This window comes from Pseudomonas azotoformans, assembly GCF_900103345.1.
GTDB lineage: Bacteria > Pseudomonadota > Gammaproteobacteria > Pseudomonadales > Pseudomonadaceae > Aquipseudomonas > Aquipseudomonas azotoformans.
The window spans coordinates 535,369-558,201 of record NZ_LT629702.1; the positions used below are offsets into that span (position 1 = coordinate 535,369).

General features: G+C 63.8%; 21 protein-coding genes. 13 read left to right on the forward strand and 8 right to left on the reverse strand.

What is annotated here, in order from left to right:
- Positions 1 to 9 precede the first annotated feature (9 nt).
- The 5 genes from BLR69_RS02505 to araH are packed head-to-tail and all read left to right on the forward strand — an operon-like array spanning position 10 to position 6,008.
- Positions 10 to 1,590 carry an aldehyde dehydrogenase (NADP(+)) gene (locus tag BLR69_RS02505; protein WP_071494873.1) on the forward strand — a complete coding sequence of 527 codons (1,581 nt, stop codon included), beginning with the start codon at positions 10 to 12 and terminating at the stop codon, positions 1,588 to 1,590.
- 36 nt (positions 1,591 to 1,626) lie between these two features.
- Positions 1,627 to 2,490 carry an SMP-30/gluconolactonase/LRE family protein gene (locus tag BLR69_RS02510; RefSeq protein WP_071494872.1) on the forward strand — a complete coding sequence of 288 codons (864 nt, stop codon included), beginning with the start codon at positions 1,627 to 1,629 and terminating at the stop codon, positions 2,488 to 2,490.
- A 36-nt stretch (positions 2,491 to 2,526) separates the two neighbouring features.
- Entirely contained in the window at positions 2,527 to 3,531 is a 1,005-nt protein-coding gene (locus BLR69_RS02515; protein WP_058426978.1) for a substrate-binding domain-containing protein, read from the forward strand.
- Positions 3,528 to 5,030, forward strand: a complete 1,503-nt coding sequence (gene araG / locus BLR69_RS02520; RefSeq protein WP_071494871.1) for an L-arabinose ABC transporter ATP-binding protein AraG — start codon at positions 3,528 to 3,530, stop codon at positions 5,028 to 5,030. The genes BLR69_RS02515 and araG overlap by 4 nt, the downstream gene beginning before the upstream one ends.
- A 9-nt stretch (positions 5,031 to 5,039) precedes the next feature.
- Positions 5,040 to 6,008, forward strand: coding sequence for an L-arabinose ABC transporter permease AraH (gene araH, locus BLR69_RS02525; protein ID WP_071494870.1), 969 nt, complete (start codon positions 5,040 to 5,042; stop codon positions 6,006 to 6,008).
- A gap of 114 nt (positions 6,009 to 6,122) precedes the next feature.
- Here araH and BLR69_RS02530 read toward each other — a convergent pair whose 3' ends face one another.
- Positions 6,123 to 7,271: an aldose epimerase family protein gene (locus tag BLR69_RS02530; protein ID WP_071494869.1), complete on the reverse strand. Its 1,149-nt coding sequence runs from the start codon at positions 7,269 to 7,271 to the stop codon at positions 6,123 to 6,125.
- A 137-nt stretch (positions 7,272 to 7,408) separates the two neighbouring features.
- Between BLR69_RS02530 and BLR69_RS02535 the strand changes: the two genes are divergently transcribed.
- The gene (locus BLR69_RS02535; RefSeq protein ID WP_071494868.1) at positions 7,409 to 8,176 is read left to right on the forward strand and encodes an SDR family NAD(P)-dependent oxidoreductase; all 768 of its coding nucleotides are present in this window, start codon (positions 7,409 to 7,411) and stop codon (positions 8,174 to 8,176) included.
- Between the two features lie 6 nt (positions 8,177 to 8,182).
- On the opposite strand, the gene BLR69_RS02540 is transcribed toward BLR69_RS02535, so the two are convergent.
- Genes BLR69_RS02540 through BLR69_RS02550 form a run of 3 tightly spaced genes read right to left on the reverse strand, consistent with a single transcriptional unit; the run spans position 8,183 to position 10,338 of the window.
- Positions 8,183 to 8,779, reverse strand: a complete 597-nt coding sequence (locus tag BLR69_RS02540) for a glutathione S-transferase family protein (protein WP_071494867.1) — start codon at positions 8,777 to 8,779, stop codon at positions 8,183 to 8,185.
- A 30-nt stretch (positions 8,780 to 8,809) separates the two neighbouring features.
- Complete coding sequence (mug, locus tag BLR69_RS02545; protein WP_071494866.1) at positions 8,810 to 9,343, reverse strand: G/U mismatch-specific DNA glycosylase; 534 nt, start codon at positions 9,341 to 9,343, stop codon at positions 8,810 to 8,812.
- Complete coding sequence (locus BLR69_RS02550) at positions 9,340 to 10,338, reverse strand: AraC family transcriptional regulator (RefSeq protein WP_071495188.1); 999 nt, start codon at positions 10,336 to 10,338, stop codon at positions 9,340 to 9,342. The genes mug and BLR69_RS02550 overlap by 4 nt, the downstream gene beginning before the upstream one ends.
- A gap of 64 nt (positions 10,339 to 10,402) precedes the next feature.
- On the opposite strand from BLR69_RS02550, the gene BLR69_RS02555 reads away from it, so the two are divergent.
- Positions 10,403 to 11,629: an MFS transporter gene (locus BLR69_RS02555; protein WP_071494865.1), complete on the forward strand. Its 1,227-nt coding sequence runs from the start codon at positions 10,403 to 10,405 to the stop codon at positions 11,627 to 11,629.
- Position 11,630: 1 nt separating this feature from the next.
- Here the strand turns inward: BLR69_RS02555 and BLR69_RS02560 are convergent, their stop codons facing one another.
- Complete coding sequence (locus BLR69_RS02560; protein ID WP_071494864.1) at positions 11,631 to 12,488, reverse strand: LysR substrate-binding domain-containing protein; 858 nt, start codon at positions 12,486 to 12,488, stop codon at positions 11,631 to 11,633.
- A gap of 134 nt (positions 12,489 to 12,622) precedes the next feature.
- Here BLR69_RS02560 and BLR69_RS02565 point away from each other — a divergent pair, with 134 nt between their 5' ends.
- The 5 genes from BLR69_RS02565 to yghU all read left to right on the forward strand — a co-directional run bounded on the left by BLR69_RS02565 (position 12,623) and on the right by yghU (position 17,737).
- Positions 12,623 to 13,672, forward strand: a complete 1,050-nt coding sequence (locus tag BLR69_RS02565) for an agmatine deiminase family protein (protein ID WP_071494863.1) — start codon at positions 12,623 to 12,625, stop codon at positions 13,670 to 13,672.
- Positions 13,669 to 14,550, forward strand: a complete 882-nt coding sequence (gene aguB / locus BLR69_RS02570; RefSeq protein WP_071494862.1) for an N-carbamoylputrescine amidase — start codon at positions 13,669 to 13,671, stop codon at positions 14,548 to 14,550. Before BLR69_RS02565 ends, aguB begins: the two co-directional genes overlap by 4 nt.
- Positions 14,547 to 15,626 carry an extracellular solute-binding protein gene (locus tag BLR69_RS02575; RefSeq protein WP_071494861.1) on the forward strand — a complete coding sequence of 360 codons (1,080 nt, stop codon included), beginning with the start codon at positions 14,547 to 14,549 and terminating at the stop codon, positions 15,624 to 15,626. Before aguB ends, BLR69_RS02575 begins: the two co-directional genes overlap by 4 nt.
- A 132-nt stretch (positions 15,627 to 15,758) precedes the next feature.
- Positions 15,759 to 16,859, forward strand: a complete 1,101-nt coding sequence (locus tag BLR69_RS02580) for an agmatine deiminase family protein (RefSeq protein ID WP_071494860.1) — start codon at positions 15,759 to 15,761, stop codon at positions 16,857 to 16,859.
- 44 nt (positions 16,860 to 16,903) lie between these two features.
- A complete protein-coding gene (gene yghU / locus BLR69_RS02585) occupies positions 16,904 to 17,737 on the forward strand; it encodes a glutathione-dependent disulfide-bond oxidoreductase (RefSeq protein WP_071494859.1) in 834 nt (277 codons plus the stop codon).
- Between the two features lie 131 nt (positions 17,738 to 17,868).
- On the opposite strand, the gene BLR69_RS02590 is transcribed toward yghU, so the two are convergent.
- The 3 genes from BLR69_RS02590 to BLR69_RS02600 are packed head-to-tail and all read right to left on the reverse strand — an operon-like array spanning position 17,869 to position 20,595.
- Entirely contained in the window at positions 17,869 to 18,795 is a 927-nt protein-coding gene (locus tag BLR69_RS02590) for a sugar ABC transporter substrate-binding protein (RefSeq protein WP_071494858.1), read from the reverse strand.
- Between the two features lie 19 nt (positions 18,796 to 18,814).
- Positions 18,815 to 19,594 (reverse strand): TIM barrel protein, encoded by a 780-nt coding sequence (locus BLR69_RS02595; protein WP_071494857.1) that lies wholly within the window; start codon positions 19,592 to 19,594, stop codon positions 18,815 to 18,817.
- On the reverse strand, positions 19,591 to 20,595 hold the full coding sequence (locus BLR69_RS02600; RefSeq protein WP_071494856.1) for a Gfo/Idh/MocA family oxidoreductase: 1,005 nt from the start codon (positions 20,593 to 20,595) through the stop codon (positions 19,591 to 19,593). Before BLR69_RS02600 ends, BLR69_RS02595 begins: the two co-directional genes overlap by 4 nt.
- Before the next feature lie 185 nt (positions 20,596 to 20,780).
- Here BLR69_RS02600 and BLR69_RS02605 point away from each other — a divergent pair, with 185 nt between their 5' ends.
- The gene (locus tag BLR69_RS02605; protein WP_071494855.1) at positions 20,781 to 22,742 is read left to right on the forward strand and encodes a sigma-54 interaction domain-containing protein; all 1,962 of its coding nucleotides are present in this window, start codon (positions 20,781 to 20,783) and stop codon (positions 22,740 to 22,742) included.
- Positions 22,743 to 22,833 lie beyond the last annotated feature (91 nt).

Sequence of the window (22,833 nt, forward strand, 5' to 3'; positions counted from 1 at the left end):
GAGAGCCCCATGACTCAGTTTCCCGGCCACAACTACATCGGCGGCCAGCGCAGCGCCAACGGCAGCGTCACGCTGAAAAGCGTCGACGCCAGCACCGGCGAGGCCTTGCCCCAGGACTTTTTCCAGGCCACGCCGCAGGAAGTCGACGCCGCCGCCAAGGCTGCCGCGCAGGCCTACCCTGCGTACCGCGCCTTGAGCGCATCGCGCCGTGCACAGTTCCTGGATGCGGTGGCCGATGAGCTGGACGCGTTGGGGGATGATTTTGTCGAGCTGGTCTGCCGCGAAACGGCACTGCCGGCCGCCCGCATCAAGGGCGAACGCGGACGTACCAGCGGCCAGATGCGCCTGTTCGCCACGGTGTTGCGTCGTGGTGATTTCTACGGCGCGCGCATCGACAAAGCACTGCCCGACCGCCAACCGCTGCCACGCCCGGACCTGCGTCAATACCGCATCGGCCTTGGGCCGGTGGCAGTGTTTGGCGCGAGCAACTTCCCCCTGGCGTTTTCCACGGCGGGCGGTGACACCGCCGCCGCGCTGGCGGCCGGCTGCCCGGTGGTGTTCAAGGCCCATAGCGGGCATATGGCGACTGCCGAATGGGTTGCCGATGCGATCATCCGCGCGGCCGAGGCCACCGAGATGCCGGCCGGTGTGTTCAATATGATCTTCGGCGGTGGCGTGGGTGAAGCGCTGGTCAAGCACCCGGCGATCCAGGCGGTGGGCTTTACCGGCTCGCTCAAGGGCGGGCGTGCCTTGTGCGACATGGCGGCGGCGCGCCCGCAGCCGATCCCGGTGTTCGCCGAGATGTCGAGCATCAACCCGGTGATCGTATTGCCCCAGGCACTGACCACGCGGGCCGACAGCGTGGCGCGCGACCTGACCGCCTCGGTGGTACAAGGCTGCGGCCAGTTTTGCACCAACCCTGGCCTGGTGATCGGTATCGCGTCGCCTGCATTCACCGCGTTCACCCAACACGTCGCGCAACTGATCGGCGCGCAACCGGCGCAGACCATGCTCAACGCCGGCACCCTGGGCAGCTATGGCAAGGGCCTGGAAAAACTCCTGGCACACCCCGGCATCCAGCACCTGGCGGGCAGCCAGCAGGTCGGCAATCAGGCGCAACCGCAGTTGTTCAAAGCCGATGCGAGCCTGTTGATCGACGGCGATGAAGTGCTGCAGGAAGAAGTGTTCGGCCCCACCACCGTGTTCGTCGAAGTCGCCGACCAGGCCCAGCTCAGCGCCGCCTTGCACGGCCTGCACGGGCAACTCACGGCGACGATCATTGGCGAGCCGGCCGACCTGCAACAGTTCGCCGAACTCACGCCGCTGCTGGAGCAGAAAGTCGGGCGCATCCTGCTCAACGGCTACCCCACCGGTGTGGAAGTCTGCGATTCGATGGTGCACGGCGGCCCGTACCCGGCCACCTCGGATGCCCGGGGCACCTCGGTCGGCACCTTGGCCATCGAGCGTTTCCTGCGCCCCGTGTGCTTCCAGAATTACCCTGATAGCCTGCTGCCCGACGCGTTGAAAAACGCCAACCCGTTGCGTATCCAGCGGCTGGTGGATGGCACGCCATCCCGCGACCCGCTGTAACGCGCACCTGAGAACAACAAGAATCCAGGAGGCATCATGTCGTGTATCGCCGTTACCCCGCACCGTGCGCAATTGGGCGAGGGGCCGTTCTGGGACGTGCCCACCCAGGCGCTGTACTGGGTGAATATCGCCGGCAAGCAGGCGCTGCGCCTGATGGGCGGGCAGTTGCGGGTGTGGCAGTTGCCCGAGCATGTCTCGGCGTTCATTCCGTGTGAACGCGGCGATGCCCTGGTGACCCTGAGCAGCGGCGTGTATCGCCTCGACCTGGCCACCGAAGCCCTGACCCTGCTGTGCGTGGCCGACCCGCAACCGGGCAACCGTGGCAACGAAGCCCGCTGCGATGCCCAGGGCCGCCTGTGGCTGGGCACCATGCAGAACAACATCGGCGAGCAGGGTGAAGACCTGCCCATCACCCGGCGCTCCGGTGGCCTGTTTCGTATCGATGCCGATGCGCAGGTCACGCCGTTGCTCAGCGGCCTGGGCATTCCCAACACCTTGCTGTGGAGCGATGACGGCCGCCACGTGCATTTTGGCGACAGCCTGGACGCTACGCTGTACCGCCACGCTATCCAGCCAGACGGCCAACTCGAATCCGCGCAGGTGTGGTTCGGTCCCCACGAGCGTGGCGGGCCGGACGGTTCGGCCATGGATGTGCAAGGCTATATCTGGAACGCCCGCTGGGATGGCAGTTGCCTGCTGCGCCTCACGCCCGACGGCGTCGTCGACCGTATCATCGAGCTGCCCGTCAGCCGCCCCACCAGTTGCGTGTTCGGCGGCCCGAACCTCACCACCCTGTACATCACCAGCGCGGCCAGCCCGTTGGAGCACCCCTTGGATGGCGCGGTATTGGCCATCGAGGTCGATGTGCCTGGAACACCCTGTCATCGCTTTGCCGGATAAGTCCCCCTTTAAAAACAACAACAAGGAGTCACCCGTATGAATCGTCGTCGTGGTTTGCGTTCCCTGTGCTGCGCCGCTGTGGCGGTCTCGGCCATGAGCTTGAGCGGGCTGTTGCTGGCCGCTGAAGAAGTGAAGATCGGCTTCCTGGTCAAGCAGGCCGAGGAGCCGTGGTTCCAGACCGAATGGGCCTTCGCCGAGAAAGCCGGCAAGGAGCATGGCTTCACCGTGATCAAGATCGCCGTGCCCGATGGTGAGAAGACCCTGTCGGCCATCGACAGCCTGGCCGCCAACGGTGCCAAGGGCTTTGTGATCTGCCCGCCGGATGTGTCCCTCGGCCCGGCCATCGTGGCCAAGGCCAAGGCCAACGGTTTGAAAGTCATCGCCGTGGATGACCGCTTTGTCGACGCCAAGGGCAACTTCATGGAAGACGTACCGTACCTGGGCATGGCGGCCTTTGAAGTAGGCCAGAAACAGGGCGCCGCGATGGCGGCCGAAGCGAAAAAACGCGGCTGGGACTGGAAGGACACCTATGCGGTGATCAACACCTTCAACGAACTCGACACCGGCAAGAAACGCACCGACGGCTCGGTCAAATCCCTGGAAGAGGCCGGCATGCCCAAGGACCACATCCTGTTCACCGCCGCCAAGACCCTCGACGTACCCGGCAGCATGGACGCCACCAACTCTGCGCTGGTCAAGCTGCCCAGCGGCGCGAAAAACCTGATCATCGGCGGCATGAACGACAACACCGTGCTCGGCGGCGTACGCGCCACCGAAAGCGCCGGCTTCAAGGCGGCCAACGTGATCGGCATCGGCATCAATGGCACCGACGCCATCGGCGAGCTGAAAAAGCCTGACAGCGGCTTCTTCGGCTCGATGCTGCCCAGCCCGCACATCGAGGGCTACAACACCGCACTGATGATGTACGAGTGGGTCACCAAAGGCACCGAACCTGCGAAGTACACGGCGATGGACGAAGTGACCCTGATCACCCGCGCCAACTTCAAGGAAGAACTGACCAAGATCGGGCTGTGGCAATGACCGCTGCCGTCCTGCAGTTTGACGGCATCGGCAAGACCTTTCCGGGGGTCAAGGCGCTGGATGGCATCAGCTTCAGCGCCCACCCTGGGCAGGTGCACGCCCTGATGGGCGAGAACGGTGCGGGCAAGTCGACGCTGCTGAAGATCCTCGGCGGCGCCTACATTCCCAGCAGCGGCACGCTGCGGATCGGCGCGCAGACCATGGCCTTCCGAAACGCCGCCGACAGCATTGCCAGCGGCGTGGCGGTGATCCACCAGGAGTTGCACCTGGTGCCGGAAATGACAGTGGCCGAGAACCTGTTCCTCGGCCACTTGCCGTCGCGTTTTGGCGTGGTCAACCGGGGGCTCCTGCGCAAGCAGGCCCTCGCGTGCCTCAAGGGGCTGGCGGATGAAATCGACCCTGCCGAGAAACTCGGGCGCCTGTCCCTCGGCCAGCGCCAACTGGTGGAAATCGCCAAGGCGCTGTCCCGTGGCGCCCAGGTGATCGCCTTCGACGAGCCCACCAGCAGCCTGTCGGCGCGGGAGATCGACCGCTTGATGGCGATCATCACGCGTCTGCGCGATGAGGGCAAAGTGGTGCTCTATGTGTCGCACCGCATGGAAGAAGTGTTCCGTATCTGCAACGCCGTCACGGTGTTCAAGGACGGTCGCTATGTGCGTACGTTCGATGACATGAGTGCGTTGACCCACGACCAACTGGTGACCTGCATGGTCGGTCGCGACATCCAGGACATCTACGACTACCGCCCGCGTGAGCACGGCGAAGTCGCGCTCAAGGTCGACGGCCTGCTCGGTCCCGGCCTGCGTGAGCCGGTCAGTTTCAGCGTGCGCAAGGGCGAGATCCTTGGCCTGTTCGGGCTGGTCGGGGCAGGGCGCACTGAGCTGTTCCGGCTGCTCAGCGGTCTGGAGCGCGCCAGTGCCGGCAGCCTGCAATTGTGCGGGCAGGCGCTGCAACTGCGCTCGCCCAGGGATGCCATCGCCGCCGGCGTGCTGCTGTGCCCGGAAGACCGCAAGAAGGAGGGCATTATTCCGCTGTCCAGCGTCGCCGAGAACATCAATATCAGCGCACGCGGTGCCCACTCCACGTTCGGCTGGCTGCTGCGCGAGGGCTGGGAAAAGGGCAACGCCGACCAGCAGATCCAGGCCATGAAGGTCAAGACACCCAACGCCGCGCAGAAGATCATGTACCTGTCCGGTGGCAATCAGCAGAAGGCCATTCTCGGTCGCTGGCTGTCGATGCCGATGAAAGTCCTGCTGCTGGACGAACCGACCCGTGGCATCGATATCGGCGCCAAGGCCGAGATCTACCAGATCATCCATAACCTGGCGGCCCGGGGCATTGCGGTGATCGTGGTGTCCAGTGACCTGATGGAAGTGATGGGCATCTCCGACCGCATCCTGGTGCTGTGCGAAGGCGCGGTGCGCGGCGAACAAACCCGCGAGCACGCTACCGAATCCAACCTGCTGCAACTGGCCCTGCCGCGCAGCGTGGCGAACTGAGAGACGACTATGACCACTCAACACAACGTGCTGCCCACGGCACGCAAGCCCCTGGACCTGCGGGCCTTGCTGGACAACTGGGCGATGCTGCTGGCGGCAGTGAGCATCTTTTTGCTGTGCGCCTTGCTGATCGATAACTTCCTGTCACCGCTGAACATGCGTGGCTTGGGCCTGGCGATTTCCACCGTGGGCATCGCCGCCTGCACCATGCTGTTCTGCCTGGCGTCGGGGCATTTCGACCTGTCGGTGGGCTCGGTGATTGCCTGTGCCGGGGTGGTAGCGGCGATTGTGATGCGCGACACCGACAGCGTCCTGCTCGGTATTGGCGCCGCCTTGCTGATGGGCCTGATGGTGGGGCTGATCAACGGCATCGTGATCGCCAAGCTGCGGGTCAACGCGCTGATCACCACCCTGGCGACCATGCAGATCGTGCGCGGCCTGGCGTACATATTCGCCAACGGCAAGGCGGTGGGGGTGTCCCAGGATCAGTTCTTCATCTTCGGCAACGGCCAGTTGCTGGGGGTGCCGGTGCCGATCCTGATCACGATCCTGTGCTTCCTGTTCTTCGGCTGGCTGCTCAACTACACCACCTACGGGCGCAACACCATGGCCATCGGCGGCAACCCGGAAGCGGCGTTGCTGGCGGGCGTGAATGTGGACCGCACCAAGATCCTGATCTTTGCCGTGCACGGAGTGATCGGTGCGTTGGCCGGGGTGATCCTGGCGTCACGCATGACCTCCGGCCAGCCGATGATTGGCCAGGGCTTTGAGCTGACCGTGATCTCGGCGTGCGTGCTGGGCGGGGTGTCGTTGAGTGGCGGGGTAGGCATGATCCGCCATGTGATCGCCGGAGTGTTGATTTTGGCGATCATCGAGAACGCGATGAACCTGAAGAACATCGACACCTTCTACCAATACGTGATCCGCGGGTCGATCCTGCTGCTGGCCGTGGTCATCGACCGCATGAAACAACGCTGAATTGGTCGTTACTGTAGGAGCGAGCTTGCTCGCGAAGAACGTCAACGATAACGCGGATATTCTGAATAAACGCGGTGCCCTTGAATTCTTCGCGAGCAAGCTCGCTCCTACAGTTTAGTCCGCGGAGAATTTGAAGACGGTGTGTTGGGTATAGGTCTGCCCTGGGTCCAGGCGGGTCGACGCAAACTTGGGCTGGTTAGGCGCATCCGGAAAGTGCTGGGTCTCCAGCGTAAACCCGCTCCAGTGCTGATAGGTCTTGCCAGCCTTGCCCTTCACCGATCCATCGAGGAAGTTGCTGGTATAAAACTGCACCCCAGGCTCCGTGGTAAACAGCTGCAAACGCCGCCCCGAGGCAGGATCATGCACCTCGGCCGCCACCTGCTTCACATCACCCTGGGTATCCAGCGCCCAGTTGAAGTCGAACCCGCCCTGTTTCGGCTCGGCGAATTTGAGCTGCGGGTGGTCGTCCTTGATGTGCTGGCCGATTGGCGTGGGCTTGAGGAAATCCATCGGCGTGCCCTTGACCGGCGCCAGCTCGCCGGTGGGAATCAGCGTCGCATTCACCGGCGTGTAATGGCTGGCATGCAAGGTGGCGACCTGCTTGAGGATGTCGCCATTGCCCGCACCGGCCAGGTTGAAGTAGCTGTGGTTGGTGAGGTTGAGCACTGTGGGTTTGTCGGTGGTGGCGGTGTAGTCGATGTGCAGTTCGTTGTTGTCGTTGAGGCGGTAGGTGACTTCGGTCTTCAGGTTGCCGGGGAAGCCCATTTCACCGTCCTTGGACAGGTAAGTGAGCGTCACGCCAACCGAGTCCTTGGCCTTGACTGGGGTGGCTTTCCACACCCGCTTGTCGAAGCCCTGGGCGCCGCCGTGCAGCGAGTTGGGGCCGTCGTTGAGCGGCACCTGGTAGCGCTTGCCGTCGAGTTCGAAGGCGCCGCCGGCCAGGCGGTTGCCGAAACGGCCGATGGTTGCGCCGAAGAACGCCGTACCGCTCTGATAGCCTTGCACGTCGTCAAAGCCCAGCACCACGTCGTCGAGCTTGCCATTTTTGTCCGGCACCTTCAGCGACTGCAACACGCCGCCGTAGGTGATCACCGTGGCTTGCATGCCATGGCTGTTACGCAGGATGTACTGCTCGACGGCAGTGCCGTCATTGGTTTTACCGAACGCTTTGTGTTCGCTGGTAAGGCCTGCCGCCTGGGCGCCGCCGCTGGCGACCAGCATGGACAGGGCGAGGCCCGAAAGCAGGTAACGAGGGTGCTTCATGGTCGAACTTCCTTTTGTTGTTTTGAGTGGAATAGTTCTACTAATGTGCGATATTTTGTCGATATGACAGCGAATTTATAGCCTTAAACCGGGTTTTTGCAAAATAAAATAAGACTAATTAAGCGAGGCAACCTTTTATGACGACGCAATACGCGGTTTACCCCGACCTTGAAGGCAAGACTGTCTTGATCTCCGGCGGTGCCTCGGGCATCGGCGAATTCATGGTGCGCGCCTTCGCGGCCCAAGGCGCCAAGGTCGGCTTTGTCGACCGCGCTCAAAGCCAGGGCGAACGTCTGGCAGCGCTGTTGAGTTCACGTGGGCATACCGTGGAATTCGTCAATTGCGACATCACCGACGAGATTGCCTATAAAGCCGCTATCACTCGTTTCGAACACTCCCTGGGGCCGATCACCGTGCTGGTGAACAACGCCGCCAATGACGTGCGTCATACCCTGGAGGAGGTCGACTCGCAGATGTTCGACCGGCTGATCTCCGTCAACCTCAAGCACGCCTTCTTCGCCGCCAAGGCGGTGGTGCCGATGATGAAGGGCGCGGGCGGCGGGGCGATCATCAACCTCGGTTCGGTGGGCTGGATGATGGCTTCGGCCGGCTACCCGGTGTACGCCGCCAGCAAGGCCGCCGCCCACGGCATGACCCGCGCCCTGGCCCGAGAATTGGGGCCGAGCCGCATCCGCGTGAACACGCTGGTGCCGGGTTGGGTGATGACGGAAAAACAACTGGCGATGTGGGTCGACGATGCCGCCAAGGAACTGATCAGCCGCAGCCAATGTTTGCCGGGGAGTGTGTTGCCGGAACACATCGCCAACATGGCGTTGTTTCTTGCCTCGGATGCCTCGGCGATGTGTTCGGCGCAGAACTTTATTGTGGATGGTGGGTGGGTGTAGGCCCGGTCATTCGATTGGGTATTTTTTGAAAGCCGGGTGCTGTTCCAGGCGCTCGGCGTGGCGTTTGAGGTTGGGGAAGGCATCGGCCTCGACCACCGACGCCACGGTGAACTGGCTGAACGACCAGGCGACTGCCGCCGTCAGGGACGCCTGGGTCAATACGTCACTGTCAGGCAGTTGCTTTTCCAGCAGCGAGTAGGCCGCCAGCAACTGGCCGCTGACGCGATCCAGCCAGGGCGCATGCAGCTTTTCGGCCGGGCGCAGGTTGTGTTCGTAAACGATCTGCACGCTTTTCTCGCAGGCCGCCAGAGCCAGGCCAAGGATATGCAGGTCATGGGCACGAGCGCCGGGGGATGGGGGCAGCAGCTTTTTGTCGGCGGGGGCCAGGGTTTCCAGATAGTCGAGGATCAGGCTGGAATCCATCAGCACCGTGCCGTCATCCAGCACCAGGGTCGGCGCCTTGACCACCGGGTTGATCTGGGCGAACTCGCTGAAGGTGCTGAACACCGACAGCGGTTCATGCACAAAATCCACGCCGTACAGGTCCAGGGAAATGGCCACGCGGCGTACGTAGGGCGAGTCCAGCATGCCGATCAGTTTCATGAAGCCTCCGTTGCTCACAAGGTGATGGGCTCAAGAGAGTAAGGGCTGGGGATCGGCGTGTGCAATGGCCTCGCGCAGTTGGCCATACGCGCTCACCAGTTGCTCCAGGCTGAACGCCAGGTTGCGCCCGCTGGGGTTGGGCAATACCCATACGGCTGCGCCGCCCAGCGGCTGCGGTTGCAAGCCCCAGGCAATCTCGCGCTGGCCCGATAGTGCGCTGTAACCGGCCTTGCCGAGAAAGGCCAGGAAGCGTGGTTGATAGCGGCGGATCTTCTGTTCAAACGCCGCGGCCGCGTCGGTGAACTCATGTCGCGCCAGTTCGCCGGCGCTGGCGGTCGGGCGTTCCACCACCGTGGTCAGGCCGCAGTGGTAGTTCAACAGGGTAGCGCCGTGTTCCGGGCGGATTTCATCGGGCGTGAAGCCCGCCAGGTGCAAGGTGCGCCAGAAGCGATTACTGCGATTGGCAAAGTGCAGGCCGAGGGCGGCCGAGCCCTTGCCGGGGTTGATGCCGCAGAACACCACGTTCAGGTGGTCGGCCAGGATGTCTGCGAGGCGGTTGTTCATGTGGGGCTCCGGATAGGCTTGCGGCTGGCCCCCGGTGGCTCGCCGGTAATGCGTTTGAATGCACGGCTGAACGCCGCCTGGGAGGTGTAGCCCAGGCGCAGCGCCACTTCTTCGATGGGTAAACGCTCCAGGGTCAGCCATTGGCTGGCCAGGCGCATGCGCAGTTCCGTCATGTAGCGCAGCGGCGGGATACCCAGGGTCGCCTGGAAGCGTTCGGCGAATACCGAGCGGGAGGTGTGACACTGCGCGGCCAGTTCGGCCACGCTCCAATCGCGCCCGGGCTGCTGGTGCAGGACGAGCAGGGCGCCCGCCAGGCGTGGGTCGCGCAACGCCGCCACCAGCCCCGAGGCATTGCCGCAGGCACACTCCACCCAACCCCGCACAATCATGGCGGCCACCACATCGGCCAGGCGCGTGAGAATGCCGGGGTAGCCGACACGCGCCGCGGCGACTTCGCGTTCCATCACCGCCAGGATCGGCATCAGGCCGGGGTAACGCTGGCCCTGGGCATCGATCAGCATCAAGGCCGGCATCAGGCTGCCCAGCCCCTGGAGACTGCCGAGTTCGAACTCCATGCAGGCGCTGAACAGCAACGTACGCGGCGGCGAGTCCGGTGATGCATCCACAGCGCAGACGCTATCGCCCAGCGACGTCGCGTCAAAGCCACCGATGTCCTGCACCGGCCTGTCCGCACTGGAAAGCAGCGCATGGGCACCGCCGTGGGAGATGAACACGGCATTGCCCGCCGACAATTCGAACAGGCTGTCGTCATCGGTGCGCAGGGTGGCTGTCCCTGCGGCAAGGAAATGGAAGTAGGCATGCCCCGGTCTGGCGTCAAAGCCCATGCCGAAGCTCGGCCCGGCCTGGATGCGTCGGTACTGCACGCCGCGCAGACGCATACCGCGCAGCAGTTCGTCGATAAGGTCGGAGGACAGGTTGAACGGTGCCGCTACAGTCATGTTCGGGGTTTTGGTCAAAAACTCAAGGGTTTGCATCATAGATCATCCGGGTTGGCAAACCTAGACTGGCCGTCGTGCTAATGACCGAGGATGTCGTGTGATGAATGATTGTGTAGCCCAAGCTGCTCGCCCTGCCGAGGTGGCGCCCGATGCGCCCGCCTGGATGGCGGTGTTTTCCCTGGCCATGGGGGTGTTCGGCTTGCTGACGGCCGAATACCTGCCGGCCAGCCTGCTGACGCCGATGGCGATGGACCTGGGCGTGTCGGAGGCGCTGGCCGGGCAGGCCGTGACCGTGACGGCGATGGTGGCATTGTTCGCCGGGTTGCTGGTGCCGGGCCTGACGCGTGGGATCGACCGGCGCGTGGTGCTGCTGGGTTTTTCCCTGCTGATGATTGCTTCCAACCTGTTGGTGGCGTTTTCATCCAGCCTGGCAGTGCTGCTGTTGATGCGCATCCTGCTGGGGGTTGCCCTGGGCGGCTTCTGGAGCATGGCGGCGGCGGTCGCGATGCGCCTGGTGCCGGCGGCGCTGCTGCCCCGGGCGCTGTCGATCATCTTCAGTGGGATTGCCGTGGGCACGGTGGTTGCCGTGCCGCTGGGCAGCTACCTCGGCGGTGTGTACGGCTGGCGTAGCGCATTTGTGGCAGCGGCAGCGGTCGGCACGGTGACGCTGGTGTTCCAGCTATTCACGCTGCCGCGCCTGGCTCCCACGGGCAGTGCACGCTTGCGCACGGTGCTGGATGTGCTGCTGCGCCCAGGCATCGCCATCGGCATGTTGGGCTGCGTGCTGGTGCACACCGGGCACTTTGCGTTGTTCACCTACATCCGCCCCTTCCTGGAAAGCACCACGGGCGTGGGCACCGAAGGGCTGGCCTTGATGCTGCTGGGCTTCGGTGCAGCCAATTTCGTCGGCACGCTGTTGGCCGGTTGGATGCTGGTGCGTTATCCACGCGGCACGCTGGTGCTGATGCCGGTGTTGGTAGGCGTCGCGGCGCTGGCCCTGGTGTTGCTGCCGGCCTCGCTGCCAGGCCAGGCGTTGCTGCTGGCGCTGTGGGGCATGGCCTTTGGCGGGGTGCCCGTGGCGTGGTCGAACTGGGTGGCCCGCGCTGTACCGGATCAAGCTGAAAGTGCCGGCGGCATGGTGGTGGCGTCCGTGCAATCGGCCATTGCGGCGGGCGCGGCCGGAGGGGGCGCGATGTTCAGTCTCAGTGGCATCAGCGGCGTGTTTCTCGGCGCCGGTGTGTTGATGCTGTTGGCCGCCTTGTTGATCGCACTGCGGGTGCAGGTGCCACGCACCGAGCCGGGCGTTGGCGCGGCGCTGCACCTGTGAACTAGCCGGCCAGGTTGGCCAGCAACCACGCCGTGAAACTTCGCGCCAGCGGGTCATGCTCGCTGTCGCGGTGGGTCAGCATTGCCCAGCTTGGTCCGCGAATGGTCGCCTCGACCAGAGGCGCGAGCAACCCATCCGCGTTCGCCTGGCGGCTAAGCAACTGGCTGACCAAGCCGATCCCCAAGCCGGTACACACCGCGTCGAGCAACAGGCCAGGATCGGAAAAATTCAGGCCCTGGTCCTGCTGCCCCACATCGACCCCGGCTTCCACCGCCCAATGGCTCCAGTCCATTTCCCGCTCACCGTGCAGGGTGGTGCGCTGTTCCCTGGGCTGCTTCAACAGCCGTGGGTGGCAGGCGGGAAACAAGCGGTCTGCATGCAGCACCTTGAAGCTGCATTCGGCCTGGGAGCTGATGTCGTCGCGCACCGCCAGGTCGATGGTCTGGCTGGCCATGTCGGGCACTTCGTCGGTGCTGAAGATCCACAGGTCGACTTCCGGGTGTTGCTGGCGGAAATCCGCGAGCCGGGGCAGCAACCAATGGCGTGCAAAGGTCGGCGTGGTGTTGAGCACCAGTTGATTGGGCTTGCGGTACTGCCCCAGGCGCCGCACGCCCACCGCCAGTTGCTGCAACAGCGCCTGGGTGGTGCTGAGGAAATCATGCCCGGCGTCGGTCAGGGCCACGCTGCGCCCGCTGCGGAAAAACAGCGGCTGTTCCAGGTACGCCTCCAGGCTGCGGATCTGCTGGCTGATCGCCGATTGGGTCAGGTGCAACTCTTCGGCGGCCTTGTGGAAACTGCCCAGTCGGGCGGCGGCTTCAAAGCCACGCAGGGTGCCGAGCGGCGGCCAGTGATTGAGCATGCTGATAAGTTCCTCTAATCAGTTTTCTACAAAATCCATCGTTTGTCCGGCGCTGTGAGCAGCCATAGCATGTACCCCAAGACTCCGTGGGCAGTTTTCACTGAACACAATGACTTAACTGAAGGGTACTTGTCATGCAGCACAATGCAATGCAAAACAACCGTTGGTGGATGCCTGCGGAGTGGGCCCGGCATGCGGCGACCTGGATGGTCTGGCCGCACAATCAGGCCCTGTGGGAAACCACCTGGGGCGTAACCCTGGCGCAGGTGCAGCAGGATTTCGCGCGGGTGGCCAATGCGATTGCGCGCTTTGAACCGGTGAAGATGCTCGTTGATCCATCCGCAGTCACCGGTGCCAAGGCCCTGTGCGGGCCGGGCATCGAGCTGATCGAGCAGGCCGTCAACGATAGCTGGTGCCGCGACTCCGGCCCGACCTTTGTCTGCCACCCGCAACTGGGTACGGCCGGGGTGAGCTGGCGCTTCAACGCCTGGGGCGGCAAGTCGGCCCACGACCTGGACGAAAGCCTGGCGCGCCGCGTGCTCAACCACCTGGGGCTGGAGTGCTTCGGTACGCCCCTGGGCAATGAAGGCGGTGCCATCCATGTGGACGGCGAAGGCACGCTGATCACCACTGAATCAGTGCTGCTCAATCCCAACCGCAACCCCGGCATGAACAAGGCCGAGATGGAAGAGATCTTTGCGCGCCTGCTGGGCATCAAGAAGACTGTCTGGCTGCCGGGCGACCCGGACTACGTGACCGGCGACATGACCGATGGCCATGTCGATGGCGTGTGTGCCTTCGCCCGTCCCGGCGTGTTGCTGGTGGACGCTACCCACGCTCGGGCCTCGGTCTACGCCGAAGTGGTGCGCGAAAACCGTCGCGCCCTGGAACTCGCCACCGACGCCCAAGGTCGCCGTTTCGAGCTGATCGAGCTGTATGAAGCCACTGATGCGGTCGACACCGACGCCGAGGTGTTCTGCGCCTCCTACACCAATTTCTACATCGCCAACGGCGCAATCATCATGCCGGCCTATGGCATTGCAGCCGATCAGGTCGCGGCTGAAGTCTTGGCCCAAGCATTCCCTGGTCGCGAGATCGTACCGGTGCAGATCAACCACCTGGCCCATGGCGGCGGTGGGGTGCATTGCATCACTCAACAACAACCGGCGTGGGTGAAGCCATGAGCCTCTTGACGATTGCTACCACCCAGATGCCCTGCACCTGGGACCTGCCCGGCAACCTCGACCGTGCCGAGCAGCTTGTGCGCGACGCGGCGGCGCAGGGCGCCCAAGTGATCCTGTTGCAGGAACTGTTTGCCACACCGTATTTCTGCATCGAGCAGCACCACAAGCATCTGGCGCTGGCCGAGGAATACGCGCACAGCCACGTACTCAAACGTTTTGCCGCCCTGGCCCGGGAGCTGGGCGTGGTACTGCCGCTCAGCTGGTTCGAAAAGGCCGGCAATGCCTTCTTCAATTCCCTGAGCGTGGCGGATGCTGACGGGCGCTTGCTCGGCGTGTACCGCAAGACCCATATCCCGAATGCCATCGGCTATCAGGAGAAAGAGTATTTCAGCCCCGGCGATACCGGGTTCCGCGTGTGGGACACCGCGTTCGGGCGCCTCGGTGTGGGCATCTGCTGGGATCAGTGGTTTCCCGAGACCGCACGCTGCCTGGCGCTGCAAGGTGCCGAGGTGCTGCTGTTTCCCACCGCCATCGGCTCGGAACCCGGGTGTGCCACGCTGGATTCGCGGGACCACTGGCAGATGACCATGCGCGGCCATGCGGCGGCGAATATCCTGCCGGTGGTGGCGGCCAACCGCGTCGGACGTGAAGTGGCTACCACCGACGCCAGCCTGCAAATGGATTTCTACGGTTCGTCGTTCATCTGCGACCACAAGGGCCAGTTGCTGGCCGAAGCGGATCGCGACTCGACCGGCGTGTTGTTGCATGGCTTGGACCTGTCTGCCATACGTGAGGAGCGCCTGACCTGGGGCATCTTCCGCGACCGTCGCCCGGACATGTACGGCGGCCTGCTGACGCTGGACGGGCGCCCATCATGAAGTTGCTACTGAGTTGTGCATTGGTCCTCACAAGTGTCTACGCTTCGGCCGACGACAAAACCCTGAAGCTCTACAACTGGGCCGACTATTTCGCCGCCGACACCCTGTCCAAATTCACCGCCGAGACCGGCATCCGGGTGATCTACGACGTGATGGACGGCAGCGAAACCCTGGAAGCCAAGTTGATGGCCGGCGGCAGTGGCTACGACCTGATCTTCCCCGGTGATACCGTGGCCGAACGGTTGATGCGCGCCGGCAGTCTACAAGCACTGGACCCCGCCAAGCTCAGCGCCATGAGCGACATCGAGCCGGGCCTGCAGAAACTGCGCACCCATTACGTCAACTCCAACAAAGCCACGGTGCCCTACACCTGGGGCACCATCGGCCTGACCTACAACACCCAGCAGATCCAGCAACGCATGCCGAATGCGCCGGTCAACAGCCTCGACCTGTTGTTCAAGCCGGAGAACGCGGCCAAATTCGCCGATTGCGGCATCTCGCTGATCGACTCGCCGGACGAAGTGCTCGCGGTGGTGCTCAACTACCTGGGCCTTGACCCGCGCAGTGCCAAGCGCGAAGACCTGGCGGCGGCCAGCGAGCTGTTGCTCAAGCTGCGGCCCTACATCCGCAAGTTCCAGTCGCAACCGGTGACCGACCTTGTCAATGGCAACCTGTGCCTGTCCCTCGGCTACAGCGGCGACATGACCCAGGCCCAGCGCGCCGCGGATGCGGCCGGCAAAGCGGTGACCTTCGGTTATCACATCCCCCGTGAGGGCACCACGGTGTGGATGGATACCATGGCCATCCCGGTCGATGCGCAACACCCGGAGTACGCCTATGCGTTCATCAACTTCGTGATGCGCCCGCAAAACATGGCCGCCATCACCAACCTCACCGGCTACCCGACCGCGAACGCCAAGGCGCGGCCGGACGTGGAGGCGAGCATGCGCGACAACCCGGATATCTACCCGGACGCAGCGACCTTCGAACGGTTGATCGCCGGCAAGGACATCCCCCAGGCCGACATGCGTGCACGCATGCGGGTTTGGACTAAATTCAAGACTGCCCTGCAATGAGCGCATTCGTTGTAGTGAGCGGGCTTGCCCCGCGCTGGAGTGCGCAGCGCTCCCGCTTTTTCGGGGCCGCTTCGCAGCCCAGCGCGGGGCAAGCCCGCTCACTACAGACCTGTACCCTACGTTGAGGATTTTATGCCAACCCGTCGCACCTTCATCAAACACGCCAGCGTGGTCTGTGCCATGACCTTGATCGCCCCGCACATCCGAGCCGCCACCCGCGGCGGTTTCTACATGCCCGACGAGGGCGAAAAACATCGCCAGGCCTTCATCGCCTTTGGGGCCCAGGACGCCATCTGGGAGGACTTCACCGCCGATGTGCAAGCAGCCCTTGGCCGTATTGCCCGGGCGATTGCCGAGCATGAACCGGTCACGGTGTTCTGCCGCGAGGATGAGCGTGGGCTGGCCGAACAGCACTGCGGCACACGCAATATCACCTTCGTGGAAACCGAGCTGGATGACATCTGGATGCGCGACACCGGTGCCAATTTTGTCATCGACGGCACCGGCGGCCTGGGCGCGGTGGACTTCAACTTCAACGGCTGGGGCAATAAGCAGCAGCATGCCGATGATGCGTTGCTGGCTGCACAGATCGCCGAAGCAACCGGCGCCCGCCTTATACGCAGCGAACTGGTGGGCGAGGGCGGGGGCATCGAGGTGGATGGCCTGGGCACCGGCATCATGACCGAAAGCAGCTGGATCAACCGCAATCGCAACCCGGACTGGAGCAAGGCCGAGGTCGAGGCCGAACTCAAGGAACGCCTGGGCCTGCGCAAGATCATCTGGCTGCCGGGTATCAAGGGCAAGGACATCACCGATGCCCATGTCGACTTCTATGCACGTTTTGTCTCGCCTGGCGTGGTGCTGGCCAACCTCGACACCGACCCCGAGTCCTACGACCACAAGGTCACCCTGGCGCACCTGGAAATCCTCAAGCAGGCCACCGACGCAGACGGTCGCCCCTTGCAGGTGCATACGGTGTCGCCGCCGCTGAACCCGCGCAAAAGCAAATTCAGCCGGAGCAACGAGGACTTCGCTGCCGGCTATATCAATTATTTCGTGATCAACGGCGCGGTGCTTGCGCCTGAATTCGGCGACCCGGTGGCGGATCGCAAGGCACTGGACCTGCTGTCGCGGCTTTACCCGAATCGCAGGGTGGTGCAGCTCAATATCGACGCGATCGCGGCGGGCGGCGGTGGCATTCACTGTGTGACGAGCCATCAACCTTTGGTTTAGTCTGGAGCGCTTCGCTAATCGCAAACGCCTCTGGAGCCGTCAGCATGACCGATTACGTACCCCCGAAAGTGTGGACCTGGGACACCGAGAACGGCGGCACTTTCGCCAGCATCAACCGCCCCATTGCCGGCGCCACCCATGACAAGGAACTGCCGGTGGGCAAGCATCCGCTGCAGCTGTATTCCCTGGCCACGCCCAACGGGCAGAAGGTCACGATCCTGCTGGAGGAGCTGTTGGCCTTGGGGCACAGCGGTGCGGAGTACGATGCCTGGCTGATCAAGATCGGTGACGGCGACCAGTTCGGCAGCGGCTTCGTGGGGGTGAACCCGAACTCCAAGATCCCGGCACTGCTGGACCGCAGCGGCGCCACGCCGATTCGGGTGTTCGAGTCCGGAGCGATCCTGCAGTACCTGGCCGAGAAGTTTGGTGCGTTCTTTCCCACCGAACCGGCGGCCCGTGCCGAATGCCTGTCGTGGTTGTTCTGGCAGATGGGCAGCGCGCCTTACCTGGGCGGTGGTTTCGGCCACTTCTATGCCTATGCGCCGAGCAAGATGGAATATGCGATCAACCGCTTTGCCATGGAGACCAAGCGTCAGCTCGATGTGCTCGACCAACGCCTGGCGGTGAGCCAATACATCGCGGGTGATGAATACACCATCGCCGATATCGCGATCTGGCCCTGGTATGGCGGGTTGGTCAAAGGCCGTTTGTATGGCGCGGCGGAGTTCCTCTCGGTGCATGAATACCAGCACGTGCTGCGCTGGGCCGACGCGATTGAAGCGCGGCCGGCGGTGCAGCGTGGACGGCGGGTGAATCGGGTGTCCGGTGAGCCCCATGAGCAACTGGCCGAGCGGCATGACGCCAGCGACCTGGACTAAAGGCCTGACGCGGTAAGAAATGTGGGAGCGGGCTTGCTCGCGAATACGGAGTGTCAGTCAACAGATCCATTGGCTGATCCACCGCAATCGCGAGCAAGCCCGCTCCCACATTTGGATTTGTGTATTTCACTCTACTTGTAGCGCTGCTCAAACACCGCCACCTGCTCGGGCTTGATCAGCTCGAACGGCACCCACACCTCCGGCTCAATCGACTCGCCCTTGATCATCCGCACCGCCGCCTGCACGGCCTGTGTGGCCTGGGCCTTAGGGTCCTGGAACACCGACGCTGTCAGCAAGCCGCGCTTGATCGCCGCCAGCCCGTCGGGCAAACCATCAATGCCCACAATTGCCACATCGCCCTTGGCTTTACCCGCCTGCTGCAAGGCCATGGCCGCGCCAATCGCCATTTCATCGTTATTGGCCACGATGGCATCGAATTGCGTGCCCGCCAGCAGCCAGTTGCTGGTCAGGTCCATGCCCTTGCTGCGCTGCCATTCAGCACTTTGCTGCTCGACCACCTTGATCCCGGGAAAGTCCTTGAGCACCTGTTTGGCGCCCTCGGTGCGGTCATGGGTGGCGTTCTGTGCGAGGTCGCCCATGATGATCGCCACATTGCCCTTGCCACCGAGTTTTTCCGCCAGGTAGCGCATCTGCAACTGCCCGGCCTCGATGTCGTTGGAGGCCACCGTGACCACGCCCTTGGGCAGGGTGCGTTCGTCCGGGTGGCGGTTGACGTACACCAGCGGCGTCTTGGCCGCCACGGCGGCGCGGGTCATGTTGGCGGTGGCGGCGGTGTCCACCGGCAGCACGATCACCGCGTCGACCTTCTGATTGAGAAAGCCTTCGACCTGATTGAGCTGGCGCACCACGTCGCCCTGGGCGTCTTCGAACTGGATCTGCACGTCCTGCTGCTTGGCGGCGGCTTCCAGACCGGTGCGCACGTAGGTCATGAAGTTGTCGTCGACCCGGGCAATGCTCACGCCGATGCGATAAGCGGCGAAGGTCCATTGGCTGAACAGCAGCAACAGCGTGGCAGCGAGCAATGAATAGCGGTTCATAAGGGGGTTCCTTTTATTGTTATAGGGTGAACGCCTGGCGGAAACGTGCCAGGGCCAACTCACTGTCGCCGCTGGCCCAGCCCTCAAGGCCGACCACGCCGCTGTAGCCCATGGCATGCAAGGCCCTGGCGATGGCCGGGTAGTGGATTTCGCCGGTGCCGGGCTCCTGGCGTCCCGGCACGTCGGCCACCTGGATTTCACCGATGTGCGGGCCGGCGCGCTGGATCAGCTCGATCAGGTTTCCTTCGCCGATCTGTGCGTGGTACAGGTCCAGGTTCAGCTTCAGGTGCGGGCTGCCCACGGCCTCGATCAACGCCAGGGTGTCGTCGGCGCGGGCGAATGGCGTGCCGGGGTGGTCGACCTCGGTGTTGAGGTTTTCCAGTAGGAACACACGACCGGCGTCTTGCCCCAGGCGGGCGATCTTTTCCAGGGTCTTGCAGGCGCTCAGCCACATGCGCCCGGTGGTTCGGCTCACCGGTTGAACGGGCAGGCCGCCGTCGCCCAGGCCGGTGCCGTGCAGGTTGAGGCTGGGGCAATTCAACTGCTCGGCTACCCCCAGGGATTCGCGGGCGCTGTCGAGCAGTTGGCGGATGCCGTCGGGGTCGGTGAGGGTGCCGCTGATGTAGCCGGTCATGGAGGTGAAATCGGCGCCGGTGGCGGCCAGGGCGGCGATGTCCTTGTCTGTCCAGTTCCAGATTTCGGCGCTGAACCCTAGCGCGTGAATGCGCTTTACACGCTCGACAAACGGCAGATCGAGAAACACCATCTCGGCGCTGACCGCCAGCTTGAACGGGCTCATACCGCCACCGCCTTGCCGGTTTCGAACGACTCGATACAGGCGCGGGCAATCGCCAGGGCCGCGCGCGCGTCTTCGCCACTGGCCATCGGTTTGGCGCCGCTGCGCAGGCAGTCGACAAAGTGATTCAGTTCGGCAATGTAGGCGTCGCGCAACAGGTCGGTGTCCAGACGCTGGGTGTCGGCCTGGATGCCCTGGGCCAGGTAGCGCACCAGGTCGCTCTCGTTGAGGCTGCCCATGCTCAGCATGCCGGCACTGCCGAACACTTCGCCGCGCACGTCGTAGCCATACACGGCCTGGAAGTTGGCCTCGGCGGTGGCGATGGCGCCGTTGTCGAAGCGGATCGCAACCACGGCGGTGTCGAGGAAGCCTTTGCTCTTGAATTCCGGCGCGATCAGCGCGTCGGCCATCACATACACCTGCACGGCCTCGGCACCGGGGTTGAGGTAGCGCAGGGTGTCGAAGTCGTGGATCAGGGTTTCGAGGAAGATCACCCATTGCGGCGAGTTGGCCGGGTTGTTCAGCGCTGGGTCGCGGGTCAGCGAGCGCAACAACTGCGGGGTGCCGATGCGACCGGCGGCGACGTCGAGGTGCGCGGTGCGAAAGCTCTTGGCGAAACGCCGGTTGAAGCCCACCTGCAACGGCACCCGCGCATCGGCCGCAGCGGCGATAGCGCGGTCGGCCTCATCGAGGGTGATGGCCATGGGTTTTTCGCAGAATATGCCCTTGCCGGCGCGGGCGGCGCGGATCACCAGTTCGGCATGGCTGCGGGCCGGGGCGGCGATGATCACGCCGTCGATGTCCGGGTCGTCGAGCAAGTGCTGAGGGTCGGTGTAGACCTTGCTCACCGCCAGTTCGGCGGCGAGGCGAGCGGCCTGGCCGGGTGTCGGGTCGGCAATCGCCGCCAGGCGGGCGCCGGGGATGTGCCGTGCGGCAGTCAGGCCGTGGAAGCTGCCCATGCGACCGGCACCGATCAGCCCCAGGCGGATGTTTTGTGTACTCATGCGATGACCCCTTGTTGTTATTGGCCTCAGGACAGTCCTGATGGGCAAAGGGCTAGGAGCAAGGCGTGTGCCAGTTTTCAAGTTATTGATTAATAAGGGTTAATTAATATCTATCAATAATAAGTGTTCATTCTGATGACATGCCTATACTGACATGTCAAAAACATGAACATGGATATCGCCCAATGAGCATGGCCTTCAGCGTGCAAGACCTCGACTACCTGACGACCCTGGGGCCCGGTGCGCTGAATGACGGCCCGGTGGCCGCGCTGGAGCAGGCCTGGCGCGATTGCCAGGCTGGTCAGGTCGAGCGCCCGGCGCCCGTGCGACCAGTGATCTGGGATTCGTGGCGGCGCAGCGTCGAGGCCGGTATCGATCCCGCCGACAACGCCTATCGCTTTGTCGCCGCCGACACGCTGGCCGCCACCCTGGCCACCCACCGCGTGCTGATCGCCGCTGCTGCACAAGTCATGCACGGCTTGCTGGCCTACAACCCGCGTGGCCACATCAACCTCACCGATGCCGATGGCACCACCCTGTATTTCTGCGGCCTGGACATCACTCCGGTGGGCAGCCGCCTGCTGGAGTCGGTGCAAGGCACCAACTGCACCGGCCTGGCCCTGGCCGAAGACCGCCTGGTGTACGTGCTGGCCGAGGAAAACTTCGGCATCGGCCTGCGCCAGCGCCGCATGCACTGCGCCGCCGCGCCGATCAGGAATGCCCAGGGCCACACCGTGGCCATGCTGACCCTCACCGCCGAGCCTGGCTGGTTTCACTTCCACACCCTCGGCACGGTGCAGGCGGCCGCCGAGGCAGTGTCGCGGCAGATGGCGTTGCAGGCGTTGCTGGAAGAGCAGCAAACCGTGCTCGAAGTCCTCAACGAAGGCCTGGTGGTGCTGGACGAGCGCGGTTGCATCAAGGCGCTCAACCGTTATGCCCGGCAGTTGTTCGGCGTAGGGCTGGAGCTGATCGGCCGGCCGTTCCAGCAACTGGGCCGTAGCGAGTTGAGCGATGCCCTGGGTGAACCCGTGCGCGACCTCGATTGCACCTTCCACCTGAACAATCGCAGCCAACTCGCCTGCCTGGTTTCGGTGTGCCCGCTGGAGCAGGGCGGGGTGATCGTGTCGCTGCGGGAGAACCGTCGCATCCGCGAAATCACCCGGCGCCTGATCGGCACCCAGGCCAGCTATACATTTGAGACGATCCAGGGCAACTCCCGCGCCATCCACGACGCCCTGCACCTGGGACGTATCGCCAGTCGCAGCGATTCCACCACCCTGATCCTCGGTGAAAGCGGCACCGGCAAAGAGCTGTTCGCCCAGGCCATCCACAACGGCAGCGACCGCCACAAAGGCCCCTTTGTGGCGGTCAACTGCGGGGCGATCCCCCGTGACCTGGTGCAAAGCGAGCTGTTCGGCCATGTTGAGGGCGCGTTCACCGGCGCCACCCGTGGCGGCTCGGCGGGCAAGTTCGAACTGGCGGACGGCGGCACCATCTTCCTCGATGAGATTGGTGACATGTCCTTCGATGCCCAGGTCAGCCTGTTGCGGGTGTTGCAGGAGGGGGAAATCACCCGCGTCGGTGCGAAGAACTCGCGGCAAGTGGACGTGCGCATCATCGCCGCCACCCACCGCAACCTCAGCCAGGCGGTAGCGGAAGGTGCGTTTCGCGAAGACCTCTACTACCGCCTCAACGTGCTCAACCTGACCGTGCCGCCCCTGCGCATGCGCCGCGAAGATATTCCGCTGCTGGCGCGGCATTTCCTGGCGCGCTGTGCACGCTCGTTGCGTAAATCGGTGCAGGGCTTTTCGCCGGAGGCGATGGCATTGCTGTCGGCCTATGGCTGGCCGGGCAATGTGCGGGAGTTGGAAAACAGTATTGAGCGGGCGACCAACCTGGCGATGGGCGAGCTGATCGAACCGCTGGACCTGCCGCTGGAAAACCGCCAACGCGCCCCGCTGCGCGCCTACGAGCCGACACCCGCCCAGGACCTGAGCAGCCACGAAATGCACGCCATCGTCGCTGCACTCCAGAGCACCGGCGGCAACATCCGCCTGGCCGCCCGGCAACTGAACGTGTCGCGGGGCGGGCTGTACAACAAGATGAGTCGATTCGGACTGAGTGCGAGCGATTTTCGCGGCGGATAAGGCCAAAGGTGGGAGGGGGCTTGCCCCCGATAGCAGAGTGTCAGTCAAGGACGTTTAGACTGACCCGCCGCTATCGGGGGCAAGCCCCCTC

Bases quoted from the DNA above. Each gene is read 5' to 3' on its own strand.
- BLR69_RS02515 (WP_058426978.1), top strand. From the start codon at position 2,527: ATGAATCGTCGTCGTGGTTTGCGTTCCCTGTGCTGCGCCGCTGTGGCG.
- aguB (WP_071494862.1), top strand. From the start codon at position 13,669: ATGAGCCTCTTGACGATTGCTACCACCCAGATGCCCTGCACCTGGGAC.
- BLR69_RS02535 (WP_071494868.1), top strand. From the start codon at position 7,409: ATGACGACGCAATACGCGGTTTACCCCGACCTTGAAGGCAAGACTGTC.
- BLR69_RS02505 (WP_071494873.1), top strand. From the start codon at position 10: ATGACTCAGTTTCCCGGCCACAACTACATCGGCGGCCAGCGCAGCGCC.
- BLR69_RS02575 (WP_071494861.1), top strand. From the start codon at position 14,547: ATGAAGTTGCTACTGAGTTGTGCATTGGTCCTCACAAGTGTCTACGCT.
- BLR69_RS02565 (WP_071494863.1), top strand. From the start codon at position 12,623: ATGCAGCACAATGCAATGCAAAACAACCGTTGGTGGATGCCTGCGGAG.
- BLR69_RS02590 (WP_071494858.1), bottom strand. From the start codon at position 18,795: ATGAACCGCTATTCATTGCTCGCTGCCACGCTGTTGCTGCTGTTCAGC.
- BLR69_RS02510 (WP_071494872.1), top strand. From the start codon at position 1,627: ATGTCGTGTATCGCCGTTACCCCGCACCGTGCGCAATTGGGCGAGGGG.
- mug (WP_071494866.1), bottom strand. From the start codon at position 9,343: ATGAACAACCGCCTCGCAGACATCCTGGCCGACCACCTGAACGTGGTG.
- BLR69_RS02600 (WP_071494856.1), bottom strand. From the start codon at position 20,595: ATGAGTACACAAAACATCCGCCTGGGGCTGATCGGTGCCGGTCGCATG.
- BLR69_RS02580 (WP_071494860.1), top strand. From the start codon at position 15,759: ATGCCAACCCGTCGCACCTTCATCAAACACGCCAGCGTGGTCTGTGCC.
- araH (WP_071494870.1), top strand. From the start codon at position 5,040: ATGACCACTCAACACAACGTGCTGCCCACGGCACGCAAGCCCCTGGAC.
- BLR69_RS02555 (WP_071494865.1), top strand. From the start codon at position 10,403: ATGAATGATTGTGTAGCCCAAGCTGCTCGCCCTGCCGAGGTGGCGCCC.
- BLR69_RS02540 (WP_071494867.1), bottom strand. From the start codon at position 8,779: ATGAAACTGATCGGCATGCTGGACTCGCCCTACGTACGCCGCGTGGCC.
- BLR69_RS02605 (WP_071494855.1), top strand. From the start codon at position 20,781: ATGAGCATGGCCTTCAGCGTGCAAGACCTCGACTACCTGACGACCCTG.
- araG (WP_071494871.1), top strand. From the start codon at position 3,528: ATGACCGCTGCCGTCCTGCAGTTTGACGGCATCGGCAAGACCTTTCCG.
- BLR69_RS02560 (WP_071494864.1), bottom strand. From the start codon at position 12,488: ATGCTCAATCACTGGCCGCCGCTCGGCACCCTGCGTGGCTTTGAAGCC.
- BLR69_RS02530 (WP_071494869.1), bottom strand. From the start codon at position 7,271: ATGAAGCACCCTCGTTACCTGCTTTCGGGCCTCGCCCTGTCCATGCTG.
- BLR69_RS02550 (WP_071495188.1), bottom strand. From the start codon at position 10,338: ATGCAAACCCTTGAGTTTTTGACCAAAACCCCGAACATGACTGTAGCG.
- yghU (WP_071494859.1), top strand. From the start codon at position 16,904: ATGACCGATTACGTACCCCCGAAAGTGTGGACCTGGGACACCGAGAAC.
- BLR69_RS02595 (WP_071494857.1), bottom strand. From the start codon at position 19,594: ATGAGCCCGTTCAAGCTGGCGGTCAGCGCCGAGATGGTGTTTCTCGAT.